This window comes from Sphingobacterium sp. UBA6317 (genome assembly GCF_002440385.1).
GTDB lineage: Bacteria > Bacteroidota > Bacteroidia > Sphingobacteriales > Sphingobacteriaceae > Sphingobacterium > Sphingobacterium multivorum.
This window is the reverse complement of the sequence record NZ_DJTD01000053.1, coordinates 1-23,842: the sequence shown is the minus strand read 5'-3', so window position 1 is coordinate 23,842 and position 23,842 is coordinate 1. Positions and strand designations below refer to the sequence as shown.

The window sequence follows — 23,842 nt, the reverse complement described above, 5'->3', positions numbered from 1 at the left end:
TATAAACTTTGTTTAGATGTAGGATTTTTAAATTGAGAGATATGGAAGAACTGGAAATGCAGGTGAATCAAATAGAGCAATTGATAGCAGGTGGAGATCTTGTTGGGCTGGAAGAATTTTTGAATGAATTAAATATTTCAGAAGTTGAGGAGCTGATTGATGAGTTGCCCGAACATGGTTCACTATTTATTGAATCGTTAAATTTGAATCGCGCAGTTAACGTTTTTCGTATTCTGGATTTCCCTACTCAAAACAGGATTTTTAAGAAGCTTTCTAAAGCAAAAATTAGCGCACTAATTAACGAGTTACCTCCCGATGATCGGACTTCTTTTTTTTCAGAAATGAAGGACGATATTAAGCATTTAATTTTACTGTTGCCACCCAAAGATCGTGTTGAAGCATTGGCTTTGCTGGGCTATCCGGAAGACAGCGTTGGGCGCCTAATGACACCTGATTATATTACCGTAAAAGAACATTGGAGTATTGAACGGATATTGGGGCATATTAGGCGTTATGGAAGAGATTCGGAAACGATAGATGTATTGTATGTGATTGATGGAAATGGGAAGCTGGTTGATGATATTCGGATTAAAGATGTGCTGATGGCGGAGCCAGATAGAGTCGTTGGAGATTTGATCGATCATCGGCTGATCTCGCTGAATGCTTACGATCCCCAGGAGGAAGCGATCAACATCTTCCGGATGAATAATCGCGTGGCCTTGCCTGTTGTCGACGAACAGGGGGTTATGTTGGGGATTGTGACTGTCGATGATATTCTTTGGGTAGCAAACGAGGAGTACACGGAAGATATGCAACGTATCGGGGGAACGGAGGCGTTGGATGAACCTTATCTGGATGTGTCGATTAAGAACTTGGTGAAGAAGAGAGCTGGATGGCTTATTGTGCTTTTTCTGGGACAACTTTTGACCGCTACGGTTATTGAGCATTTCGAGGAGCAAATGGCAAGTGCGATTATGTTGTTTGCACTGATGCCTGTTATTATATCCAGTGGTGGAAATAGCGGTTCGCAAGCCTCAACATTAATTATTCAAGCGATGGCCCTGGGGGAAGTTACCTTGGGTGACTGGTGGCGTGTGATGCGAAGAGAGATTCTTTCGGGTTTACTGCTGGGACTTATTTTGGGGGCTTTGGGTTTTATAAGGATTATGGCATGGCAATCTTTTGCGCATAGCTATGGTCAGTATTGGGTGTTGGTTGCATTAGTTATCTCTTTGTCATTGGTTGGTGTGGTCCTTTGGGGGTCGTTGATGGGGTCTATGTTGCCTTTTGTGATGAAACGACTTGGGGCCGACCCTGCGAGTTCTTCAGCGCCCTTTGTGTCGACGTTAGTCGATGTAACAGGTTTGCTGATTTATTTTAGTGTGGCAACGCTAATTTTGAAAGGTGTGTTGCTTTAATTGTACGCAATTGCCGATACTGGTCGTTCATCCGCTGATGGCGATTGAAGGTAAAAGAAGGATAATGTTGGTTTAATTGCTGAAAAGGGGATTTTGTGGAGCTGTTTGAAAAAATAAAAATAAATTATTCTAATTGGAATTTAGGAAGTTGTAAAAAATGTGCTCAAAAAATTTGTAGTATTCTAATAATCTTCCGATACTTGCATCACGGAAACGCAATAGGGTCTCCGGAAAAATTGAAAAACACTCCTGAATAGCTCAGCAGGTTAGAGCATCTGACTGTTAATCAGAGGGTCGCTGGTTCGAGCCCAGCTTCAGGAGCAATTTAATAACTTACATAACCGGAGTTTTTAAAATATTCAATTTTTCATTCCTGAATAGCTCAGCCGGTTAGAGCATCTGACTGTTAATCAGAGGGTCGCTGGTTCGAGCCCAGCTTCAGGAGCAACAATGCAAATATTTTATTTGCAAATGATATTAAAATGTACTACTTTTGTACACTCTATGAGAAAGGAATTTCTCGAAAAATAAATTCCTGAATAGCTCAGCAGGTTAGAGCATCTGACTGTTAATCAGAGGGTCGCTGGTTCGAGCCCAGCTTCAGGAGCAATATTGAAACCGGCTTTATGCCGGTTTTTTTGTTTACCATGCTTATTAAAAAACTATGAGTTTAGTAATTATTGGTACGGTGGCTTTCGATACAATAGAAACACCGTTCGGTAAAACTGACAAAATTCTAGGTGGTGCCGGTACATTTGCGAGTCTAGCGGCGTCATATCTATGTGATCAAATCAAATTGGTCAGTGTTGTTGGGGAGGATTTTGGAAATGATAATCTCGATCTTATCAGGAGCCGTGGTATAGATGTTACGGGTGTTCAGGTGATTACTGGTGGGCAAACTTTTTCTTGGTCTGGCAGGTATCATAACGATATGAATAGCCGTGATACCTTGGCGACAGACTTAAATGTATTGGCTGATTTTGATCCTATTATTCCTGAAAGTTACCAGGATTGCGAGTATCTTCTCTTGGGCAATCTTACGCCTCAAATACAATTGACTACGTTGGAGCGCTTGGCACACAAGCCTAAGTTGGTTGTTCTGGATACCATGAACTACTGGATGAATGTTGCCATGGATGACTTAAGAAAAGTGCTTCTCAAGGTTGATGTTTTAGCCATCAATGATTCAGAGGCAAGGCAACTTTCTGGAGAGTATTCGCTGGTTAAAGCTGCAAAAGTCATTTTAGCAATGGGACCTAAATATTTAATTATCAAAAAAGGTGAACACGGTGCGCTTCTTTTTGGAGAGAATCAGATTTTTTCTGCTCCGGCGCTACCATTAGCAGATGTTTTTGATCCAACTGGTGCGGGAGATTCCTTTGCTGGAGGTTTTATTGGCTATCTTGCCAAAGTAAAAAGTATCAACTTTACAAACATGAAGAACGCATTGATTTTTGGTTCTGCGCTAGCTTCATTCTGTGTAGAGAAATTTGGAACAGATCGGTTGGTTGATCTTACCGAAGAGGACATACAAAAGCGTTTGAATGCTTTTGTTGCCCTATCTCAGTTTAACTTATAATCATTGATCTTTCAGTTTTCCGACGATCTGAAATTTTGAAAATACAGATTCTGAATGAGGGGCTTCTTGGAGCTCCTCAGTTAGATCTTGTCCGGCCCAATGTTCGTAGTGCATTCCGTTTTTCCACAGTCTACTTTCTCCGACATCATAGATAAGTCCGCGATAAGCAACCCAGATCTGTGGTTTGTCCTGACCATTACGTAAAGCCAGTTGGCTTTTGCTGTATTCCGATAATTCTTCTGCCATTCGTCATTGTAAAAAGGCGAAGATAGAAAAACTAAGCTACTTTATAGGCCGATAGTGATCTCTTCATTAATTTTCTAGCGACATGTATTCTTGTTTTTACCGTTCCGATGGGGATATTTAAATGTTCCGATATCTCGTGGTATTTAAAACCTTCGAAGTACAATGAAAAAGGGATGTAATATTCTTCGGAAAGACTAGATAAAGCTTCATGGATGTCTTCCATGACAAATTTGCTTTCGCCCTGATTTGAGGAAGCGGATAATAGGAGGTTAGCGTTAGAAATATCCTCGTCTTTCGTAATGAAAGAGTTGGTTTTCACAATACGTCTATAGTTGTTAATAAACGTATTTTTCATGATGGTGTAAAGCCATCCTTTCAAATTGGTTCCTTCTTTGAAATTTTTAAAATAGGTTACAGCTTTCAGGATTGTGTCCTGAACGAGATCGTTGGCATCTTCGTAATCACTGGTAAAATTTCTGGCGTAGAGTTTTAATGAGTCCGATTGCTCAATAACCATGGTGTCAAATTCATTCTTTGTCATAGCTTAATGAATTATAACTGTTCTTTTTACAAAACAGTACGTTTATAAATGCGGTTCATTAAGTATGAGGCAAAAAATGCGCCAAAAATGGCAAAATTAGATTTGTTAATATAATTTTAAGATTATTTTAAGCAAAGCAAACGTGTGCGTAAGCTAACTTTAAGTAAATAAAATTAGCTCAAAGTGATGTTTAGCTAAAGTGAAGCCTGTTTTTCTTTTGCTTTCAGATTTAAAAAGAGTAAAAATACTTTTTTTAAATCTTTACAGTAAATTAACTTCACGCTCTAGATTGATGCCAAATTTGTTGGCTACATCACTTATAATTTGTTCCGATAGATTGTAAATTTCCTGTCCTGTAGCGTTTTGTCTATTTATTAGTACAAGTGCCTGATTTTTCCATACACCTGCTTGTCCATATTCTTTTCCTTTCCAACCACATTGTTCTATTAACCATCCAGCAGCCAATTTTGTTTCATTATTGGGCATTGGATAATGCGGTATTGTAGGGTATTCTTTCTGAAGAGGTCCAAAAGTTGATGCTGTCACTACAGGGTTTTTAAAGAAGCTACCTGCATTTCCCACTGTACTTGGGTCAGGAAGCTTTTCTACGCGGATTTTGGAGACAATGGTTGCAATGTCGGCAATGCTCGGGTTTGTTATGTTTTCTTTGGCGAGTTCGGCTTCAATTGCACCATAAGTTGTATTGATATGAGCTGTTTGACTTAGCTTATAAGTGACCTGAGTAATGATAAAACGCCCTTTGTGTGCTGTTTTAAAGATACTGTCGCGATAGGAGAAATCGCAATCTTCTTTTTTGAAGGTCGCAAAGTTACCGGTATGCGTATCGAAAGCCTGACATTCGTGAAAAACATACATCAACTCGGTACCATAGGCACCGATGTTTTGCACAGGTGAAGCACCAACAGTGCCAGGAATTAGGGCCATGTTTTCAATACCCGCGTAATTATGTTCGATACAATACCAAACGAAGTCATTCCAGATTTCTCCCGCTTGCGCTGTGACATAGACATCATCGCCATCAATTTTTGACTGTATGCCCTTGCTCGTCATACGAATAATATAGCCGTCGAATGCTTTGGTGAAAAGGACATTGCTACCTGCGCCAAGAACAAAGAAGTTCTCCTTAAAAATACCATTTTTAAAAATTTCGGTCAATGTTTCATTGTCATTCACTTCGATTAGAAAATTTGTCTTTTCTTCAATTCCAAACGTATTGAAAGCTTTTAAAGATATATTCGATTGAATGTTTAACTTCATGTTGACTTTAGTTTTCAGAAATTCAAAAAAATCAGCTATCTTTAGCATGATAATCGGTAAAGATAGTATAAACCGTTTATTTAACGATAAAAAATATAAGTTTAATGGGTAATGCAGATGTAAAAAGAATCAAAATTCTAGAAGCTGCGACAAGGCGCTTTGCACATTTTGGAATGGCTAAGACAACGATGTCGGAAATAGCCAAGGATCTCAATTTTTCAAAAGCATTGCTGTATTATTATTTTCCGGATAAGAATAGCTTATATTCTGCGGTTTTCGAATATGTCATCGACAAAATGATCGAGGACCTTGAGGATGTCATTGGAAAAGGGGGAGACTTTGAGGAGATTATGATGTACTCCATTGATATGCGTGTCAAGATCATCAATCAGTATTATAATTTATTTGAATACACCATGAAGATGGTCAAAGAGCTTCCGGACGAGCTGGAACAGGTTTTCAAAGAGTCTTATCTCCGTGAGGTAGAAATTATTGAGAAGATTCTCAAGATTGGTATCGATGCCGGCGAGATACAGGTGGAAGATATCAATGAAACTGCGCGGATTCTTTTGTATTCACTATTCGGTATGCGTATGGGCATATTAAAGGATATGAAAAACATGTTGTTCCCAACAAAAGAAGAATTCGATCATATTCTCAGTTTACAGAAGAAAATGATGAAAATCTTCTTAAATGGCTTACGTTTTCAAGTCTTCAAGTAAGTGTTGAGCGAATATGTCCGATAATCTGTTTGGCATGAATTCGTGAATTTTCAATAAACCAAAGGTGGGTATTTAAGCCACCGCAAACGACACCTGCCAAATAAATCCCGGCAATATTTGTTTCCATTGTTTCTTCATTATGGCTGGGAATGCAAGGTGCTTCTTGGGGAATATCAATTCCGATCTTTTTCAAAAAATCAAAATTTGGGCGATAGCCGGTTAAAGCCAGTACAAAATCATTATCGAGTTCGACCATACCATCTGGGGTTTGGATATGCGCAGTAGTTGGAGTAACTTCTGTTAAGTGGCTGTTATAATAGACATCGATTTCACCCGCGGCAATTCGATTTTCAATATCAGGTTTTACCCAATATTTTACCCGGCGGCTGATTTCGCTACCGCGGATTACCAAAGAAACTTGTGCTCCTTTTCGGTAGGTTTCAAGGGCGGCATCAATGGATGAATTACTGGCGCCGACAACGATCACCTTTTGGCTGCTATAATAATGTGGATCGTCGTAGTAATGCCTCACTTTGGGAAGTTCTTCGCCCGGGATATTGAGCAACATCGGTATGTCATAAAAACCCGTGGCGATGATGACTTTCTTGCTCAGGTATATGCTTTTGCTACTGCTGACCAGAAACTCCGTGTCCTCTTTCTTAATTTCCAGTACTTCTTCAAAAAGATGGGTATCCAGTGCGAACTTTTGCTGTATACGTCTGTAATATTCCAGCGCCTCCATGCGTTTTGGCTTGGGATTGGTGGTGACAAATGGAATATCACCTATTTCTAATCTTTCGGAGGAAGAGAAGAAGGTCATATTTTGGGGGTAATTATATAATGAGTTGACCAAACAGCCCTTTTCGAGAATAAGGTAGTTTAAATTTGCTTCTTTGGCTTCTAAGGCGCAAGCTAAGCCAATTGGCCCGCCGCCAACTATGATCAGGTCGTACCGTGTTATCGTATCGCTCATGGTATAAATGTCGAGAATTTTAAAGAATAAATCAGCTTAAAGCTTTAGGCAGTTCATTTTCTGACATTGCTGTGCTTTTAGCGTGAAGATCCTGAACTATTTTATGGAGGTCCTGTGCAATTTTATTGAGAAAGTCCAGCTGTTCGCTCAATAACTGTCCATCAACTGAACTGACATCTGTATTATCAAATTGGTCGTTGGGAATTTCGATCGCCAAAGGAATAAATGCATTGACGCTATCGTCAGAATGTAGCAGTTGAATGGACTGCTCCAAGGAGCTTAATATTTTTCGAATTGTCCGGACATGGTCCTTATTGATATAATTATTGTCCATTTCGTCGAGATGGTTCATTAATGTCACCGAAAAAGAAGCTAAAATATGGTTGAATATGACGAATTTATTGACTTCCTTACTATATTTTTGACGTTTCTTGGGTTCGGTAAGCATGCGCTGGAACGTCGAACCCATATTGGCCGTTTCGACGTAGACTGCCTTGCGGGTTAGTTTGTAATCCGTGATGGAAGGCGCTTGGCCTGCAATTTCTTTCAATGCCTGAAAGATATAATTGTAGTTGGCAATGAGTAGCTTTCGCATGGACTCCTTGACTTGCATGCTTTCCCAATTTGGAAAAATAATATAACTGGATAAGAATGCAATCATGCCGCCGATAAAGGTGTCCAGTATGCGTTCTTTGGTGACGTCCAGGGTATTGGCGCTGACGAAGCTCAGCATAATTAATACATAGGGTGTCATAAAAAGTACCGCAATAACATAGTTGACGCGGAATAAACTATATGCCGTCAGAAAAAAGAATACCAAGAGAACAAATAGTATAGTTGGGTCATGTATGGTTAACAGGATGAGGGCTCCGATGAGTCCACCTATCGTTGTGCCGATGAGACGCTGGATATTTCTCTCCTTTGTGAGTCCGAAGCCAGGTTTTAGGATAACCATGATGGTGAGGAGGATCCAGTATACATTATTGGTGATATTGGTGACCTCAAACACGTAATAGGTGACCGACATGACAATCGCCATACGGCAGGCATGTCGAAAGATGGTGGATTTTAGGGTAAGATTTTCGCGGAACTTTTTGAAATCAATTGCAGAACTTTGGACAAAGCGTTTTGCGTCGTCAATTTCTTTTCGTTTGACATCGTCCGGTTGTAGATGCGAGTAACCATAGATATTTTTGATTCGGCGAACCAAATCACGCAAATTGATCAACACTTTGCGTAAAGCAAAGGTGCTATACTCTTGATTTTTATCCAGCTGATCGATTTTAGTGTGAAGGCGACTGAGATCCGAATCGAAATCGTACAGTGGTTTTGGCTGTGTATTGGTATTGAGCTGATAAGCCAAATTGTCAAGCTCATTGGTATATTTTAGGATCACGTTTTTGAAATCTTCCAAGATTCCGGTAGGACCAAAGCGTTCGCTGATGGTGTTGTAATCATAGTGTGCCGCCATACTTTGCTCAAAGAGATCGACAATATCGTTGAAGACGAGGGTTAAATAACGTCCCACCTTTGTGGTATCTTTAATTGATCGTTTACTTTGAAACAATACATCCCGTAGGTTTTCCTGATGCTGATTGACTTCAACTTGTTTGTCGATCAGTTTGAGGTAGTTTTTATCATTATCAATTTTAGCATCGTAAAAATTAGCTTTCAGCCGGATGTAATCAGCCACATAGCGAATTGTTTCGGATAGCTCCTGTTCGGCGAGCCTGTAAGGGCGTGCCTGGGTGATGGAAAGACTAATGGCGATATACCATAGACCACCTAATGTATAGAAGCCTAAATAGTTGATGGCTTCAGCAAGAGGATAGTGAATCTGCACATGGATCAACATCATCAGAATACACATAAGGCCTACGTTGGCGGCCCTGCTATTGAATACTGCAAACATGGCAAATATAAAGCAGGCTACGCCGATAAAAATCGCCAGTAGATAGACATTTTGATTAACTATATTGGTTAAAATAAAAGTTAACGTAGTCAAAATCGCACCCGCAATCATGCCTTTCCTTCTATGGCTAGGTGCTCCGGGCGTATCGGAGAGACCTACCAAGAGCGCTCCCAGGGAAACAATGGTTCCATTGGAAAATTGCCCGATAGTTGCAAAGATTAGGACAGGCACAATACATCCGATGGTAATTCGGAGTCCATCCGCAAAATATTGGCTATAGAAAAAACTTTTTATTTCTTGTGTCTGTTTCATAATGTATAGTACAAACTTAGATAAATTGCTTTTCATATTAAAAACAATTGTTCGGCTATGTTTGCCTTTTTAGTACGGATGAAAGCGAGATAGCTGTTCCGTTCCTGTCAGATCAGGGATGGTTCATTTTGTAGCGGGGCTTAACAGGATCAGGTTCTCAAGGTCTTCGTTGCTATACTGCATTGCATTAATGTGTTAAAAATGAAAATTTACTAAAATTTGTTAGTATGTTTATAATATTTCAATTGTTTTTTTGATTAATTTATATTTTTTTATTTGTTTAGCTATAATATTGTTATATTTGGAGCCATAGGGTTATTTCAGAGACATTACAAATTTTCAAGAGTCACCTAAACTCTCTTGACCACTTTCAAAGATTTAAATATGAAGCAAAGTAAAAATGAAGCCGTCTTTCAGGACGAGGTATTGACACGCTTTGAGCTTTTCAAAAGTTTGTTTTTAACATTGCCATTTCAACGTGTTAAAGATACAGGTACTTTATTACCATTTTTTGCAAAGCAATGTGAAAAGGGTGTGGATCAGCATTTAACTCCTGATGAGATCATAAAAAGTTTCTTCGATCAGCATGAGGAATTTTCTTCGGAAGAACAACGGATTGATTTGTTGTTTCGATTTGTTCAATATATAGAGCGTCAGGTTGTTTTATTTGATGCGATCGAAGACTCATCCTTTCAGATGGTGGGCCGTGGCGATGACGAAAATGTCTTGGGGGCATTAATAAAAAATGCCGAGGGCAGCGAAGATATGCGCCGTAAGATCGTGTCAAAATTGAAGGATTTTTCTGTACGTCTTGTGTTGACTGCACATCCTACGCAATTCTATCCGGGACCAGTATTGGGTATTATCAACGACCTGATCGATGCAATCAAGACCAATGATATCCATAGTATACATTTATTGCTACAGCAACTGGGTAAAACGCCTTTCATCAATAAAAATAAACCGACTCCAGTTGATGAGGCTGCGAGCTTAGCTTGGTTTTTGGAAAACGTATTTTATAAAGTAGCATCGGAAATTCAGTCTTTTATTGATGATGAATTGGACGTGGATACCGAAGAAGTCAAACAATTGATTGAACTGGGCTTTTGGCCTGGAGGTGACCGTGATGGTAATCCCAACGTAAGTGTTGATAGCACCAAGAAAGTTGCCGCATTGCTACGTACCATTTTGTTTAGATGTTACTATAGGGATTTTCGTATTGTTAGACGGCGCATCACATTTAGAGGTGTAGAGGAATATATGGAAAATCTCCAAACATTGTTCTACGAAAACAGTTTTAATCCAGTCGAACATCCAGCAGACGAAACTGATAATATTATCACAAATCTGAAAGCAATCAAAAATGTTTTGGAGGAATATCACAATGGACTTTTTGTAGAAATCGTTGATGACTTACTCCGCAAAGTGATGACTTTTGGTTGTTTCTTTACCACATTGGATATCAGACAAGACAGTCGGATATTACGTGAGGCTACCAATTATCTGGTTCAGCACAATCAGGAAAAGACTGGAATGCCATTGGATTATCTGGAGCTCAGTGAAAATGATAAGCAAAAAGCATTAAAATTCAAAGAACTTGACTTAACGGTGGGAGAAGATGCAGATCCGTTGACGAAAGATACATCTGGTGTGATCAAATTGTTAAAGGAGATTCAACGTTCCGGTTCTGAGCGAGCTGCGCAACGCTTTATCATCAGCAATTGCCAACAGGCAAGTGATATTTTGGGACTGCGTCAGTTATTCTTGTGGTCTGGATGGAAGAAGGATGCTTTAACGATCGATTTTGTACCCTTGTTTGAGACCGTTGATGATTTGACGAGAGCAGCAGATGTGATGAAAACCTTGTATAGTAACAAGGAGTATAAAGCGCATTTGAAGCGTAGAGGAAACAAACAGACCATTATGTTGGGCTATTCAGATAGTACCAAAGACGGTGGATACTTGATGGCGAACTGGTCGATTTATCGTGCAAAAATCGAACTTACGGCGATATCTCGCGAGTACGATGTCGATTTGGTGTTTTTTGACGGTCGTGGTGGACCTCCGGCACGTGGCGGTGGTAAGACACAGCGTTTTTATGCATCGATGGGTAAAGAGATTGCCAACGATCATATTCAATTGACGATTCAAGGACAAACAATCAGTAGTCAGTATGGTTCTTTAGATACGGCACGATTTAATATAGAGCAATTGTTGCACGCTGGAATTATTTCAGATTTGAAACAACGCGTAGGCGATACCTTAACCAAACATCAACAGGAGATCATTGATAAGCTGGCTGAGCTAAGTCATCATAAGTTTATGGATCTACGGACGAATGAATTGTTTTTACCTTATCTGGAAACGATGTCGCCATTGAAAGCGCTATCGTCGATCAATATTTCAAGTAGACCTGTAAAACGTAACTCAGGCCGCGAATTGCGATTGGAAGATTTGCGGGCGATTAGTTTTGTAACTTCATGGAGCCAGCTGAAACAAAATATTCCTGGGTTTTATGGTGTCGGAACAGCATTGCAATGGGCTGAAAAAAATAACCTTTGGAAAGACGTGCAGCAATTGTATGTGTCATCTGGATTTTTCCAAACATTGATCGACAATTGTATGATGTCGATGACAAAGTCCAACTTTGATATTACAGCATACATGAAAGATGATCCTATTTATGGTGACTTTTGGAAAACTTTGTATGCCGAGTACCAAATAACAAAAGAATATCTGTTAAAGCTGAGCGGAACCTCAAAATTGATGGAAAACTATCCTGTGGATCGTGAGTCTATTTTAGCGCGCGAGGGAATTGTATTACCGTTATTGGTTATACAGCATTTTGCGATTCGTGCATTGAATTCGGATCAGCTGACTGATGCACAACGTGAAGATTATTCGAAATTAATAGCGCGTACAATCTTTGGCGTGGTGAATGCCGGAAGAAATGTTGCGTAATTTTTCTTTCTTTTCACGGATAGGGTTTCGGAGAACATATATTTTATCTACTTTTGTATAGTTAACAAAATTGATATGAAGATTAATAAGTTATTTATTGTTGCGGCTTGTGCGGGTACATTATTTGCATCTTGTGGTCAAACAGCTGCAGATAGACAGCGTCAATACTCTAATGCATCCTTAGCGGATGGTGATGCCTTTGCAATGATTAAATTCGTTGGCGAAAATGGAAACTACTTGGTAAATCTTGCTGATGTAGCTGCAAAACAATCTACCTCAGCAGAGGTGAAAAATGTAGCTGCAAAGATTAAAGAAGCTTACGCAACAGTGTTACCAGAATTGGACAATTTAGCAAAAGAATTGCATGTTGGCGATGCGCAACGTGGCGTGCCTGCATTTCAAGTTCCTGCTACAATTGGTTCGGACAGTACAGCGGCATTCAATGATAAAGCATTTTTAGCGCTAGTGGTTGAAAAACAAGGTGAGATCAATACTAGATTGTCTCATGAAGAGCACAATACAAACAAGGATGTTATTCACCTTTCGGAGGAGTCTTTGAAAAAAGTGGAAGAGATCTACAAATTAGCTGGCGGTAAAGTTGAAGAACACCATCACTAAGAAATAAGATAAATAAAAGGAAAGGAGTATTCATTAAGATGAATATTCCTTTTTTTATGATTTTTTTGTTGACAATACTAGATTTTCTGCATGGAATTGTGATAGGTACTGAGTTTCGATAGGATGTGCTATCTGTATTCCGACTCAGTTGATTGCCAGCGAGATGATTTTGGCAGGAAATGAGTTTGTATTCTTGATAAAATGGAAATTTTAGTTATTGTAAGACATATCAGTGTTGTGTACACAAGAATTCCCTGGAATAATCGTTTGTTATTTGTTAAATTAATGATAACTTAACATTTATATAACACAGTTTTTAATAACTGTGTTTATTTTAGCGTAATTTAATGAAATCGTATATAAAGTGAGATACGCCGCAATAGATATAGGTTCCAATGCAGTCCGTCTTTTGATAGCTGACATTATTGGACAGAAAGACCAATATAATTTTAAGAAAAATACACTGTTACGTGTTCCACTTCGTTTGGGGGATGATGCGTTTATTCATCAGGAAATTTCACCTAGGAAAGCCGAGAGTTTGGTTAAAACGATGAAGGCCTTTCGGGAGTTGATGGATGTTTATAACGTGGAGGATTATATGGCCTGCGCGACTTCGGCCATGCGTGATGCACGAAATGGCGCTGATATTGTTGCGGAGGTCAAGAAAAACGGTATCAACATCGATATTATAGAAGGGGCAAAGGAGGCAGAGATTATTTACAATAGCCATTGGGATAATAAGATGGAAAAGGACAAAGTTTACCTTTACATTGATGTAGGTGGGGGTAGTACAGAATTATCGTTATTTGCCAATGGTGTTTTGGTTAATTCCAGGTCCTTCAACTTGGGCACAATCCGTATCCTCGACAATCAGGACAAGGCAGAAACCTGGGATGAACTGAGGGAATGGGTACGTAGCAATACGCATATGTATAAGCAAGTGGTTGGTATTGGTACTGGCGGCAATATTAATAAGCTTGCGCGCCTTTCCAATGAAAAATTGGATAAACCATTATCCTATGCTAAATTAAAAGCCGTGTATGAGCATTTATCTTCATTTTCTTTGAAAGAACGCATTATCTTATTGGGTTTAAACGAAGATCGTGCCGATGTCATTATTCCTGCGAGTGAGATTTTTCTAACGATTATGAAGCATGGTCGTCTAAAACAAATCATTGTTCCAAGGGTTGGGCTTGTCGACGGTGTAATTAGAACCTTGATCAATAGGAATTTAGTAAAATAATGCTGTAAAAAGCGATTTTCGACTTGTAAAAGAGCGAAAAATCTTTATTTTTGTGATACCAAAGGTGAATATGAGCCCAGGTGGCGAAATTGGTAGACGCACCATCTTGAGGGGGTGGCGCTCGCATGGGCGTGGCAGTTCGAATCTGCTCCTGGGCACTTAAGGAGACACTAGTCAATAGTTGTCTCCTTTTTTTATGAACAAAAATATTGTCACTCAGATCATAGGGGCAATTGAGCACAGTTCGATTTTTTGGGATCAAGCTGAAGGCATTTGATAAATTTGAGAATAATAAAGCCTTATTTGTTTCCCGCTTTTCAAACATTGAATGAATATAAAATACGCGTTAAGAAACTAAAGATTATTTAGCGTAGAACTAAGGTCTTAATCCATTCAGGGCTGTATGTGGATGATTTTAAAGGAGTATACCTTGCTGGTACCAGGTTCGTAACTGATAGTTTTTGTCGGACTTTAGTTTGGCTAGTTTTCTTGGTAATAAAGTCCAAATGTAGTCGTTTTGACAGTCTGTTTGCTCCCTTTTATTGCCTATCTGTTGTTTTGTACCGAGGTCGTTTTGATGTTTATGGACCTAAATCTTATAAGAAGCTATTCTGTAACTTGCTCGTGGTCTTTATCTTGTATAGATAGGTTTTCCGGGAAACCAGTTAGCGCCATTACCGCCACAAGTAACTAGAAAATAGAGTAGGACAACAATATAAACGAGTATGGTAACGCGCCAAATCATGTGTAAGCCGCGAGAACCTCTATCGTTTTGTTTTCTTTGTTTGTCCCTTATCTTTCTGCTTTCTCGATTATTTTCCATTTTCTTTTAAATAATAATGTTTGCAGCTCGCTACCCTAATTTTACCGCCATTTGCGCCGGCATATTTGGATATTGTTACCGAATTTGTCCGATGCTGTAATAATTAGGCAGCTGAACCACAGAATATTTTGAATCAGATTTCTAAAAATATAAATTATGGTAGAGACATGCAATTTGTAAAAATAGGACTTGCGGTTAAGATCACCCTAACAAACAGTTGTATTGCGAATAATAGACTAAAAACCACGAATATTGAACGAACTGCAACAGATAATAAATAACCGCAAAATTAATTAATGGTGTTTTTATTTTTACTTCCATAAAATAAAGGCTTGCTTCAAAAGCATGTTATAGTTTAATAAAAAGATAGAAACAATGAAAAAATTAATGATGAGTTTGATGGCTGTTGCACTGCTATCTACAGCCGCTTCTGCAAAGACAACGGAAAAGGCACCGAAAGAAAATGTCAATGCTAAGACAACGACTTACCGTCTTCCTAACACGAATACACTCGTGAAAGTCACCGAAGAGGTCAAAGAAAGCGAAGGAAAATTGACACACTGTATTTTTGTGTTGAGTTTTTATGATTATGACACGGCGCAACTGGTCGGTACACATACTTCAGACACCTATACAAATGGTGGTTGTGGATCTTTCTTTAAAGCATGTAGGGCATTTTGGGGTGTTTAATGCAGTCGATCCCTGTTGGTTTCAACCGGCAGATAGGTTTCGGCGTTTTCGCGCTGTTACAAACGATTAATTTAAGCGGGGTGAAAACCCCGCTTTTTTTTCGCCCTAAATGGTTAGACTGTTAAGTCTTTTTGGTGTGCAGAAAATTCAGTCTTTAACCCGCTTTTTCGCTTATAATACGCTAGGAAGGGTATGCTTTGATGATTTGTGATCAACTACTGGTAGTCTTATCGCGTAAGTTATTACCTTGTTTTTCGTTTAACGAGGTTGAAGCGTTTTGATTTGAATTGTAAAAATATGCTATAACGGGATGGTACGTGTTGGACTGATGTAAAAAAACATTATCTTAGATTATTATATTTAATTTATCAGATAAAAAAGCGTAGCTAACCTTTTTTAATGATAACCGAATTTGGAACTGAAGAACTTCAATATGCACACTAGAAATTTTTTACTTCTTCTTAGCGCACTAATATGGCTAAGTTGCACAAAAGATCCCATCGAGCCAAACGTAGAGCCCCCAGAGGTGGCACCTTCAGATACCACCAAGAATGAGCCCACTGTTCCTCCTGATAAGTACGAAATTCGGAAAGTACAATTTCAGATGAGCGAGCTTTTCTCTGATGATAATATTGATGAAAAGGTTTTCCTGGGCGGACTTTGGAGTCTCAAAGACACCCTTGAAGGCCCACGGCTAGAAAGCCTGGAAGCAAAAGCGAAAAAAGTAAAATTCCATTTCTTGTCTTACAATGACTTCTCCGTAGATATGGGATTCTTTGAGCCCAGCTATAAAAATGGTCTTGCTTATGCCAATAAGTTTGAAAAGTCGAAACAGGCAAGTAGTATGAACTTTACTTCGAGCAGTTTTGGAGATTACGCCGAAATACAGGGATTTCTCGGTATTTCGAAGGATGTAAAAAAGGCATTATCCCTTGTAAAACATGCCGACTCAACGACGATCAGTAAGCAAAACAGCACGCTTCGTATAGGCAAAGTCAATAAGCTTACAATTTATATTGACCACACAGAGTATTTTGATGCTTATCCGGAATCGGAGGTAGCTGTATTGACCCAAGCAGGTTACTCTCCCTATGTGCTTGCTTCGGTGACTTATGGTACCCATATGATTCTGATGGGTGAAACTGATTCAACACGGGCAGGCCTCAATACGGCAATAGACAAAATACTGGAAAATAAAACACTGGATGATGTAGATACCAAAGTCCTCGATTGCAGCAATCTGCTGATCTACTATCGGGGCGGCGGCAAGAACAGTTTTATTCAGTATCCGAAAGGAGCCAAGGCTATTGGAATAGCACTCCGCGATATGCTCCTTTATGTGAGTCAGACGGAAAATATCTTTAATTATCCACTTACCTATGACTTTATGAGCCTGAAGGACTATAGCACGCTACGGTATTACAATATATTTGACATTCGGGTCAAAAAACAAAAGTAAACGAACGAAAAAAAGCATCGGCAAGATAAAAAAACGGCATCCAGATCTAGGTGCCGTTTTTACTTTTGCCAACAAGCTTCTGACTTGCGCATTGATTTCGCAAAGCTCTTCAATATGCAGGGTATTTCACCTATTCCTTTTCGCTAATATCCTTTAGCCGTTGCAAAGCATTTGGCCAAGCCTCATTAAAGTAATCGATGTATTCGTCGTTTGTATCAACATCTACATTCAATAATGTTTGTCCTTCGATGTCCGAAAAAGAATAATTTTCTAATGCTCCAGCCCAATCTTCGACAGCTGGTCCGGATAAAATTTCTTGGCCATTGTCTAGGATACCAAGATGCCGAATAGACACATATGAATTTGGAATGTATTCGGCGATTTCTGCTACCATTCCGCCTTTTTCACCATTTTCATCGACGCCTGTAAAATGAATTTTTTGCCCCTTGTCCCAGATGCCTTCGAAATCTGAACTTGGATTGAATGCACTGGTCCATTGTTTATAGGTTTCTTTGTCAAGCATTGTTTTAAAAACCCGCGGCACAGGCGCATGGATCTTAATTTGATAAGTTAATTTCTTCATCTTTCTATTGTTTTGGAAAATTGCGATCGGCTTTTATTTCAGCGATCTGTTTGGTATGACGTGCAGAATGCGCAGCAATAAACATCAGGGCTTGATAACCATCAATTGGACCAGTTGGGGAATCGCTGACATGATTTCTGAGATCTTCCGCATCAGCTTTTTTGATGTAATCAAGCACGGGTTGGCGAGCGGCATTGAAATCAGCCAAAGCGGTGTTCACATTTTTATAAATTCCCTCTGGTTGGAGTTCCTTGGGTGCCTGATATTTGTGACTTCTGTCTGTGAGTGCATTTTTTAGATTGTCGTCGTTCATCTTGATCTCTTTTCTCCTTTCAGGTTGTGGATCTTGATCCAGGCCCTTTTTCGCCATGTCAAATATCATTCGTTCTGAACGAATAATATGCTCAAGGCATTGACTGATCGACCATTTGTCGGGCGCTGGCTTAAATTGGAGCTGCGCTTCGCTTAAACCCGCAACCTGCTTTTCAAGCTCCGCAGTTGTTTGGTTAAAATATTGCAATAGCGAGTCGGTTCCAACATAATCGTGTTTTAAAGCCTGTTTTTTTTCTATCAGCGTAATGTTTTGGTCCTTTTGCTCGAGCAATGACCCTGATTTGGCAGATGATGGAGCCAAGGTAGCAGTTGCTATGCTGGCAAGTGCTATCATGTTCATAATTAGATTCATAGTTTAATACGTTTTAAGATCGTAAAATAAATGTCACTATTTCTTTACAATTATAAGGAATTTTTGTTTGGTATATCTTCTCATAGGACAAGAAAAGCTGCGTTTGCGCCTTCCCAGATTAGACGACGATTCCTATTTGACGCAGTCGATTGCAACCTGATAAAATACGTATTCTGTAATAAGTGTTTTTTGTACATTTATTAAAATAAAACCTTATCTTTAACAGAATAACTAACCGACTATTTGAGTTAATCTATGTTAAATCACAATTATACGCGCTATTTTAAACGTTTACCAGTAAAACGTTATGCTTTGGTATGTATGCTATCTTTGTTGGGGACAATTGCCGCAGCACAGCAGACATCGGTATCGAGTCCGGACGGAACTTTGACCGTTAAATTGGATCTGAAAAACGGTCATCTATTTTATCAGGTTGAACTGGAAGGAAAGACAATGTTGGAAGCTTCACCGCTTGGGCTTCAAAGCAAGACGATAAATTTAAGCGATAATTTGCGTCCTATAGCAGAAAAAAGAGGTGAAATTTTGACCAATTATATCGAGCCAAAAATCAAACGCAGTCAGGTACAGTATAAAGCGAATGAATTGCGTTATGTGTTGGAGAATACTTCAAAGCAGCAGATCGAGGTTACTTTCCGTGTTAGCAACAACAATATAGCGTTCCGATATTATGTGCCTCAGGTGGGCGAGCCGGCCAACTTTGCATTGATAAAGGAGAATAGCGGCTTTAAATTTCCCCTCGTTACAACAACATTTTTAACAGCCCAAGCTTCCCCCATGATAGGCTGGATGAAAACAAAACCAAGTTACGAAGAGGAGTATCAGGCAGATCAGGCGCTAGGCGTACCTTCGAAGTATGGTGTTGGCTATACTTTTCCTGCGCTCTTTCATGTTGGAGATCGGGGATGGGTACTTGTTTCGGAAACGGGTGTATCAAGTGCATATTGCGCATCCAAGTTAAGCGAAGGCACGAAGGATGGCCTTTATAGCATTTCTTTTCCGGAGGAAGGGGAGAACAATGGCATTGGACGTGCAGCTCCCACAATTTCATTACCCGGTTATACACCTTGGCGCACACTGACTGTCGGAAGCAACCTAAAACCCATTGTGGAAACGACCATTCCGTTTGATGTTGTTGAACCGCAGTATCCGGCATCGAAGAAATACGAATTCGGACGGGCGACATGGAGCTGGTTGGAATGGCAGGACGGCAGTATTAATTTTGAAGACCAGAAGAAGTTCATTGACCTTTCGGCTTCAATGGGGTATGAATTTGTATTGATCGACAATTGGTGGGATACAAAGATCGGCCATGAGAAAATTGAACAATTGGTGGCTTATGGGAAGGAGCGGGGCGTAGGTATTTGTCTGTGGTACAATTCGAACGGATTCTGGAACGACGCACCTCAGACGCCAAAAAATAAAATGAATACTTCGATTGCACGTAAAGCCGAGATGCAATGGATGCAGCATGTGGGCATTAAAGGAATCAAAGTCGACTTTTTTGGAGGCGATAAACAAGAAACACTCAAGCTTTACGAAGATATTCTTTCGGATGCAAATGATTATGGATTAACCGTTATATTTCATGGATGTACTTTACCGCGTGGTTGGGAGCGCATGTATCCGAATTTCGTGGGCAGTGAAGCCGTATTAGCCTCTGAAAATTTGATTTTCACACAACATGCAAATGATACGGAGGCTTTTAATGCGACTTTACATCCCTTTATTCGGAATGCCGTGGCGGCAATGGATTTTGGCCCGGTTTTGGTGAACAAACGTCATAACCGCGAGAATAGCGGCGGTACTATCCGCAAAACGACAGAAACATTTCAATTGGCAACGGCGATTTTATTTCAGACTCCGGTACAAAATTTTGGATTGACACCCAATAATTTACAGGAAATGCCAACCCATGTGATTAATTTTATGAAGCAGGTACCAACTACCTGGGATGAGACTGTTTTTATTGATGGTTATCCAGGTAAATATGTCATACTTGCCCGGAGAAAGAATGATACATGGTATATAGCGGGGATAAATGCCGAGGGCAAAGAAAAGACTGTATCGGTGAATTTGCCCATGTTGAGTACAGATGCGGTACAGCTAATCGACGATAACGTTGCCCGGGAGTCAAAACAGAAGCAGATTCGACTTTCTAAAACAAAGTCCATCAAATTGACGTTGCAACCTGAAGGCGCCGTTGTTTTAATTGGAAAATAAATTAAGCGCTCTTCTGACGAACTGAATCACTTTTGATGAACTGAATTATCCAGGCTAAGTGAATCACGCCTGACTAATGGAAGCTATCTCCCAGATCCATTAGTCAGGACGAAGAGTTCTTATTTCTAGGATCTTGTGACTTGTAAATCCTGCCCCGGCCTTAATTTTCAGTTCTATTTTGGTTTTACCTGCACTTTCCATGGGAAGCTGTATACGTATTGTTTTCATGGTGGATCTCTCATCCTTGTCTTCCAATGTACTGATGGTTTTACCATCGATCATTACCTCAGTTACCCTGGATGAGTTGTCTGCCAGCAATTTGATCGCGACCAGTTGGGTCTCTGGCGTTATTTTCATCACATAACTGAACCAGCCTTTTGTATCGCGCCAGCGTGTATCACCGAATGCCCCAGCATTGCTATTTTGCTCGCGAAAAAAGTGATCTGATTCTGGTTGTTGCTCCCCAGCGACTACTTTATCGACCGTTTTGGCCGCTAGCGCTAAGCTTTCCACTTCATCGCGGCGCATTTTGTCCTGTAATGCCAGTAATTCTTTCTGCGTTGCTTGAGGCCAATAGATCATATAACGGGAATCATGAATACCGAAAAAGGGTTCTAGTTCCATTTGAATATCTTTTTTTCCCAAATAGAGATTTGAGAGTGTAAAGTGTAAGGGCTTTGACGCTATCGGTTTTACAAGTGCCGGAATATTGTTCGGTTCTGCTTGAAGAATCGGGAGATCACGTAAAGGGATTTGTTTTCCAGAAGCAATGTGCCCCATTCGGCTGTCGTCGGCTCGAAGTCCCAAAAGATCTTCCTGTCCAGTTCGGGCTCCCAAAACAAGAGGTCCATATAAAATACTATAATAATTGCTTTTATCAGGCAACTGCTCAGTATGTATCCCCATGGGTAATTGAAGGCTGACGATATCGCCCTTTCGCCATGTACGTTTGATCTGGATATGCTCATTTGTGGAACTGAAATTGCGGTAAGGCTTTCCATTGATCAACACATGGGGAGCTGTGGTGAGCCAGCTGGGTTTACGAATAATCAAGCTGAATGACGTCGGTTTTTTAGGGTTCATTCGTATGCTTGTTTTGGCTTCTGTCGGGAAGTTCGTTTCTTGAATAACTTCCATATTTTTCTCCTTCCAGTCCAGGCGTGAAGGAATAAATAGATTGACAAATAGGTCATTGTTGCGGTATGCGTAGATCATTTCACCATATTTGGCGTGATTTTCCATCCCTGATCCGACGCAGCACCACATACTTGTCTGCGCTTGAGAATAAACACGATAATGCCCCGGACGAATTTGCGTGAAATAGACTAATCCACCATTTTCGGGGTGTTGTGTCGATAAGATATGGTTGTAAAGAGCACGTTCATAAAAATCGAGGTATTTCCCTTGCGGATCGGTCTGATAGAGCATTTTTGTGAGCCGTAACATATTGTAGGTATTGCAAGTTTCTGGTCCCTCAATGCTATAGAGCATTTTTGAAAAATCTTCCGTTGGGTTAAAATGTTCACTTACACTATTTCCTCCAATAGCAATCGAGCGCTGCTCAACGACATTGTCCCAAAAGTAACGAACAGCCTCCGCCCATTTTTCGTTGTGAGAAAGGTCAGCGATGCGTTTAAAACCGAGAACTTTTGGAATTTGTGTATTTGCATGCAATCCTGTTAAATGATCTTCATGCGCTAATAAAGGCTCAAGTATGGATTGATGACTGAATTTACGAGCCAACTCGAGATAAGTCTGATCTTGGGTAATTGCAGCAACATCAGCAAAAGTTTCGTTCAGTCCGCCATGTTCACTTCGTAACATTTCCTGTATTTGAGCATCTGAAAGTTGAGCGACCAACTTAAGCGCCCAATCAGTCATTTGAATCAGCATGTCTTTTGCAGATTCATTGCCTGTCAACAAGTAGGCGTCTCGCAGGCCAGCATAGGTTTTGTGTATATTATATAGCGGCACCCATTTTCCATTCAGGTTAAAGCTACCGGCGTTGATTCTACCTTGCTGAATCTCTGTCCAAATAATTTTACCCCCAGGTACTCCGCCTATGTAGCCGTTTCCATTTGCTTCCTGACAACGTCTCAAGTTGCTGAGCATATAATCTAGTTTTTCCTTAATACGAAGGTCTCCTGTAGCGGCATACATATGTGCGAGAGCAGATAGATAATGCCCTCCGATATGGCCATCTAATCCTGTATTTTCCCAATTGGTATAGGAGTCTTTTTTTAGCGGTAAATTGGCTTCGCGTAAAAAGGGAGCCAGCAATCTGTCCGGGTCTATTTCCAATAAATAATTGATGTCAAGATTTTCAGCATGTTTAAAAATCCCAGGTAACAACCTCACTTCTCTTAAATCGAAATAATTCAATTGAGAAGTTGTTTGGGCAGATAGCGCCAGACTAAATAAGCTTAAGAGAGCACTGTGCAAAAATTTGTTTTTGAAGATCATATGGACTGAAATTATCATTTGTTATTAACAAGATCTGATGAGCTTGTCTGGTTAGCCGTTATGTATAAAAAGACCGGTAAATCAAAGATATTAAATGTGTTATTTATTTTAAGTGTTTTTTTTACATTTATATTTATGCGCGAAAATAATGCGTGTATTTTTTTGTATATTATTGATAGTGAGTTTGTTTTTTTATTAAAAAGAGCTGATCCGTTTATTTTTAACTATACTTGTATATGAAGAAAGTTAATAGTATTGTTATTTTTTGTGCTTCCAGTTTAGGGAATTCGGCCGTGTATGAAGAGCAAGCCTCCTATGTGGGAAAGGTTTTGGCTGAATACGGTATTCGTTTGGTTTATGGTGGTGGAAGGGTTGGCCTAATGGGAGCTGTTGCGAATGGAGCTCTTGCACAGGGAGGTGAGGTAATAGGTGTCATTCCTGATTTTTTAAATTCGAAAGAAAGAGAGCATAGGGGGGTAACAAAACTGATTACTGTAGATACCATGCACGATCGTAAACGGATTATGAGTGATTATGCCGAAGGAGTTATTGCGCTGCCGGGTGGTTTTGGTACCTTGGAAGAACTTTTTGAAATGATTACATGGGCTCAATTGGGTTTACATAAAAAGCCAGTTGGTTTGTTAAACATCAATGGATTTTACAATCATCTCATTCAATTTATTGATCACATGGTCGAAGAGGGCCTTCTTAAGCAGGAAAATCGAGCGATGTTATTGGTGGCTGATACGATTGAGGAGCTGATCGAGAAGATGCAACAGTATGAAGCGCCACTGGTTCCCAAATGGATTGAGAAGGATGAGATTTAGCGATATAATAAAATCGTTCAGAATTGACTAAGTCGAAATTAGTTCGAAGGATTATACCTCATATAATCCGAAACAGCTGTCGGAAGCATTCCGACTAGAAGCTTCATTGTTAAATATACCACATCGTATTCAAGTGGTGAACAGTAAGAATTTTAGTGATCAAGTGGTACTCAACCTCACCGAAAGTGCTATCTCTGCGGATAGCTATTTCGGTGGCGGCTATATCATCGCGTAGTGTTCTCTCATTTTTTTTTATTATTTAAGAAAT

Annotated in this window: 19 protein-coding genes and 4 tRNA genes; 15 read left to right on the top strand and 8 right to left on the bottom strand. The window is 39.8% G+C overall.

The window, feature by feature from the left end:
- Positions 1-41: 41 nt before the first annotated feature.
- From mgtE to B3E92_RS18455, 5 genes are all read left to right on the top strand, one after another.
- Complete coding sequence (mgtE, locus tag B3E92_RS18475) at positions 42-1,418, top strand: magnesium transporter (RefSeq protein WP_286754272.1); 1,377 nt, start codon at positions 42-44, stop codon at positions 1,416-1,418.
- Between the two features lie 247 nt (positions 1,419-1,665).
- Positions 1,666-1,739: transfer RNA gene (locus B3E92_RS18470), tRNA-Asn, on the top strand.
- Between the two features lie 50 nt (positions 1,740-1,789).
- A tRNA-Asn gene (locus B3E92_RS18465) sits at positions 1,790-1,863 on the top strand.
- Positions 1,864-1,951: 88 nt separating this feature from the next.
- Positions 1,952-2,025: transfer RNA gene (locus tag B3E92_RS18460), tRNA-Asn, on the top strand.
- Positions 2,026-2,082: 57 nt separating this feature from the next.
- Positions 2,083-2,997, top strand: coding sequence for a PfkB family carbohydrate kinase (locus B3E92_RS18455; protein WP_070570461.1), 915 nt, complete (start codon positions 2,083-2,085; stop codon positions 2,995-2,997).
- Here B3E92_RS18455 and B3E92_RS18450 read toward each other — a convergent pair whose 3' ends face one another.
- The 3 genes from B3E92_RS18450 to murB all read right to left on the bottom strand — a co-directional run bounded on the left by B3E92_RS18450 (position 2,998) and on the right by murB (position 5,062).
- Positions 2,998-3,243: a cytochrome b5 domain-containing protein gene (locus B3E92_RS18450; RefSeq protein ID WP_286897861.1), complete on the bottom strand. Its 246-nt coding sequence runs from the start codon at positions 3,241-3,243 to the stop codon at positions 2,998-3,000. It lies immediately after the preceding gene.
- 31 nt (positions 3,244-3,274) lie between these two features.
- Entirely contained in the window at positions 3,275-3,784 is a 510-nt protein-coding gene (locus B3E92_RS18445) for an RNA polymerase sigma factor (RefSeq protein ID WP_046671910.1), read from the bottom strand.
- Positions 3,785-4,045: 261 nt separating this feature from the next.
- On the bottom strand, positions 4,046-5,062 hold the full coding sequence (gene murB / locus B3E92_RS18440; RefSeq protein WP_286754273.1) for a UDP-N-acetylmuramate dehydrogenase: 1,017 nt from the start codon (positions 5,060-5,062) through the stop codon (positions 4,046-4,048).
- A gap of 104 nt (positions 5,063-5,166) precedes the next feature.
- On the opposite strand from murB, the gene B3E92_RS18435 reads away from it, so the two are divergent.
- Entirely contained in the window at positions 5,167-5,784 is a 618-nt protein-coding gene (locus B3E92_RS18435) for a TetR/AcrR family transcriptional regulator (RefSeq protein WP_112374184.1), read from the top strand.
- Here B3E92_RS18435 and B3E92_RS18430 read toward each other — a convergent pair.
- The gene (locus B3E92_RS18430) at positions 5,777-6,757 is read right to left on the bottom strand and encodes a YpdA family putative bacillithiol disulfide reductase (RefSeq protein WP_115047819.1); all 981 of its coding nucleotides are present in this window, start codon (positions 6,755-6,757) and stop codon (positions 5,777-5,779) included. The two genes, B3E92_RS18435 and B3E92_RS18430, sit on opposite strands and share 8 nt — an antisense overlap.
- Positions 6,758-6,788: 31 nt before the next feature.
- Complete coding sequence (locus tag B3E92_RS18425; protein ID WP_286897859.1) at positions 6,789-8,981, bottom strand: FUSC family protein; 2,193 nt, start codon at positions 8,979-8,981, stop codon at positions 6,789-6,791.
- Between the two features lie 384 nt (positions 8,982-9,365).
- On the opposite strand from B3E92_RS18425, the gene B3E92_RS18420 reads away from it, so the two are divergent.
- From B3E92_RS18420 to B3E92_RS18395, 6 genes are all read left to right on the top strand, one after another.
- Positions 9,366-11,942, top strand: coding sequence for a phosphoenolpyruvate carboxylase (locus B3E92_RS18420; RefSeq protein WP_201639479.1), 2,577 nt, complete (start codon positions 9,366-9,368; stop codon positions 11,940-11,942).
- Positions 11,943-12,017: 75 nt separating this feature from the next.
- Positions 12,018-12,560, top strand: a complete 543-nt coding sequence (locus B3E92_RS18415) for a hypothetical protein (protein ID WP_286897858.1) — start codon at positions 12,018-12,020, stop codon at positions 12,558-12,560.
- Between the two features lie 364 nt (positions 12,561-12,924).
- Positions 12,925-13,803: an exopolyphosphatase gene (locus B3E92_RS18410; protein WP_115047823.1), complete on the top strand. Its 879-nt coding sequence runs from the start codon at positions 12,925-12,927 to the stop codon at positions 13,801-13,803.
- A gap of 74 nt (positions 13,804-13,877) precedes the next feature.
- Positions 13,878-13,961, top strand: a tRNA-Leu gene (locus B3E92_RS18405).
- A gap of 1,040 nt (positions 13,962-15,001) precedes the next feature.
- Positions 15,002-15,316: a hypothetical protein gene (locus B3E92_RS18400; protein WP_146753017.1), complete on the top strand. Its 315-nt coding sequence runs from the start codon at positions 15,002-15,004 to the stop codon at positions 15,314-15,316.
- A gap of 433 nt (positions 15,317-15,749) precedes the next feature.
- Complete coding sequence (locus tag B3E92_RS18395; protein WP_286897856.1) at positions 15,750-16,775, top strand: hypothetical protein; 1,026 nt, start codon at positions 15,750-15,752, stop codon at positions 16,773-16,775.
- Positions 16,776-16,905: 130 nt separating this feature from the next.
- On the opposite strand, the gene B3E92_RS18390 is transcribed toward B3E92_RS18395, so the two are convergent.
- Positions 16,906-17,358 carry an SRPBCC family protein gene (locus B3E92_RS18390; protein ID WP_286897854.1) on the bottom strand — a complete coding sequence of 151 codons (453 nt, stop codon included), beginning with the start codon at positions 17,356-17,358 and terminating at the stop codon, positions 16,906-16,908.
- 4 nt (positions 17,359-17,362) lie between these two features.
- Positions 17,363-18,043 (bottom strand): DinB family protein, encoded by a 681-nt coding sequence (locus B3E92_RS18385; RefSeq protein WP_286897852.1) that lies wholly within the window; start codon positions 18,041-18,043, stop codon positions 17,363-17,365.
- A 255-nt stretch (positions 18,044-18,298) separates the two neighbouring features.
- On the opposite strand from B3E92_RS18385, the gene B3E92_RS18380 reads away from it, so the two are divergent.
- Positions 18,299-20,284 (top strand): glycoside hydrolase family 97 protein, encoded by a 1,986-nt coding sequence (locus B3E92_RS18380; RefSeq protein ID WP_286897850.1) that lies wholly within the window; start codon positions 18,299-18,301, stop codon positions 20,282-20,284.
- 99 nt (positions 20,285-20,383) lie between these two features.
- Here B3E92_RS18380 and B3E92_RS18375 read toward each other — a convergent pair whose 3' ends face one another.
- Entirely contained in the window at positions 20,384-22,747 is a 2,364-nt protein-coding gene (locus tag B3E92_RS18375) for a glycoside hydrolase family 127 protein (protein ID WP_286897848.1), read from the bottom strand.
- Between the two features lie 236 nt (positions 22,748-22,983).
- Here B3E92_RS18375 and B3E92_RS18370 point away from each other — a divergent pair, with 236 nt between their 5' ends.
- Together B3E92_RS18370 and B3E92_RS18365 are read left to right on the top strand one after the other, a co-directional pair.
- Positions 22,984-23,574 (top strand): TIGR00730 family Rossman fold protein, encoded by a 591-nt coding sequence (locus B3E92_RS18370; protein ID WP_070570493.1) that lies wholly within the window; start codon positions 22,984-22,986, stop codon positions 23,572-23,574.
- A gap of 106 nt (positions 23,575-23,680) precedes the next feature.
- Positions 23,681-23,809 (top strand): hypothetical protein, encoded by a 129-nt coding sequence (locus B3E92_RS18365; RefSeq protein ID WP_286727312.1) that lies wholly within the window; start codon positions 23,681-23,683, stop codon positions 23,807-23,809.
- The last annotated feature ends 33 nt before the right edge of the window (positions 23,810-23,842 follow it).

Excerpts from the sequence above, each read along its gene's own strand:
- mgtE (WP_286754272.1), top strand. The coding sequence starts at position 42 with ATGGAAGAACTGGAAATGCAGGTGAATCAAATAGAGCAATTGATAGCA.
- B3E92_RS18455 (WP_070570461.1), top strand. The coding sequence starts at position 2,083 with ATGAGTTTAGTAATTATTGGTACGGTGGCTTTCGATACAATAGAAACA.
- B3E92_RS18450 (WP_286897861.1), bottom strand. The coding sequence starts at position 3,243 with ATGGCAGAAGAATTATCGGAATACAGCAAAAGCCAACTGGCTTTACGT.
- B3E92_RS18445 (WP_046671910.1), bottom strand. The coding sequence starts at position 3,784 with ATGACAAAGAATGAATTTGACACCATGGTTATTGAGCAATCGGACTCA.
- murB (WP_286754273.1), bottom strand. The coding sequence starts at position 5,062 with ATGAAGTTAAACATTCAATCGAATATATCTTTAAAAGCTTTCAATACG.
- B3E92_RS18435 (WP_112374184.1), top strand. The coding sequence starts at position 5,167 with ATGGGTAATGCAGATGTAAAAAGAATCAAAATTCTAGAAGCTGCGACA.
- B3E92_RS18430 (WP_115047819.1), bottom strand. The coding sequence starts at position 6,757 with ATGAGCGATACGATAACACGGTACGACCTGATCATAGTTGGCGGCGGG.
- B3E92_RS18425 (WP_286897859.1), bottom strand. The coding sequence starts at position 8,981 with ATGAAACAGACACAAGAAATAAAAAGTTTTTTCTATAGCCAATATTTT.
- B3E92_RS18420 (WP_201639479.1), top strand. The coding sequence starts at position 9,366 with ATGAAGCAAAGTAAAAATGAAGCCGTCTTTCAGGACGAGGTATTGACA.
- B3E92_RS18415 (WP_286897858.1), top strand. The coding sequence starts at position 12,018 with ATGAAGATTAATAAGTTATTTATTGTTGCGGCTTGTGCGGGTACATTA.
- B3E92_RS18400 (WP_146753017.1), top strand. The coding sequence starts at position 15,002 with ATGAAAAAATTAATGATGAGTTTGATGGCTGTTGCACTGCTATCTACA.
- B3E92_RS18395 (WP_286897856.1), top strand. The coding sequence starts at position 15,750 with ATGCACACTAGAAATTTTTTACTTCTTCTTAGCGCACTAATATGGCTA.
- B3E92_RS18390 (WP_286897854.1), bottom strand. The coding sequence starts at position 17,358 with ATGAAGAAATTAACTTATCAAATTAAGATCCATGCGCCTGTGCCGCGG.
- B3E92_RS18385 (WP_286897852.1), bottom strand. The coding sequence starts at position 18,043 with ATGAATCTAATTATGAACATGATAGCACTTGCCAGCATAGCAACTGCT.
- B3E92_RS18380 (WP_286897850.1), top strand. The coding sequence starts at position 18,299 with ATGTTAAATCACAATTATACGCGCTATTTTAAACGTTTACCAGTAAAA.
- B3E92_RS18375 (WP_286897848.1), bottom strand. The coding sequence starts at position 22,747 with ATGATCTTCAAAAACAAATTTTTGCACAGTGCTCTCTTAAGCTTATTT.
- B3E92_RS18370 (WP_070570493.1), top strand. The coding sequence starts at position 22,984 with ATGAAGAAAGTTAATAGTATTGTTATTTTTTGTGCTTCCAGTTTAGGG.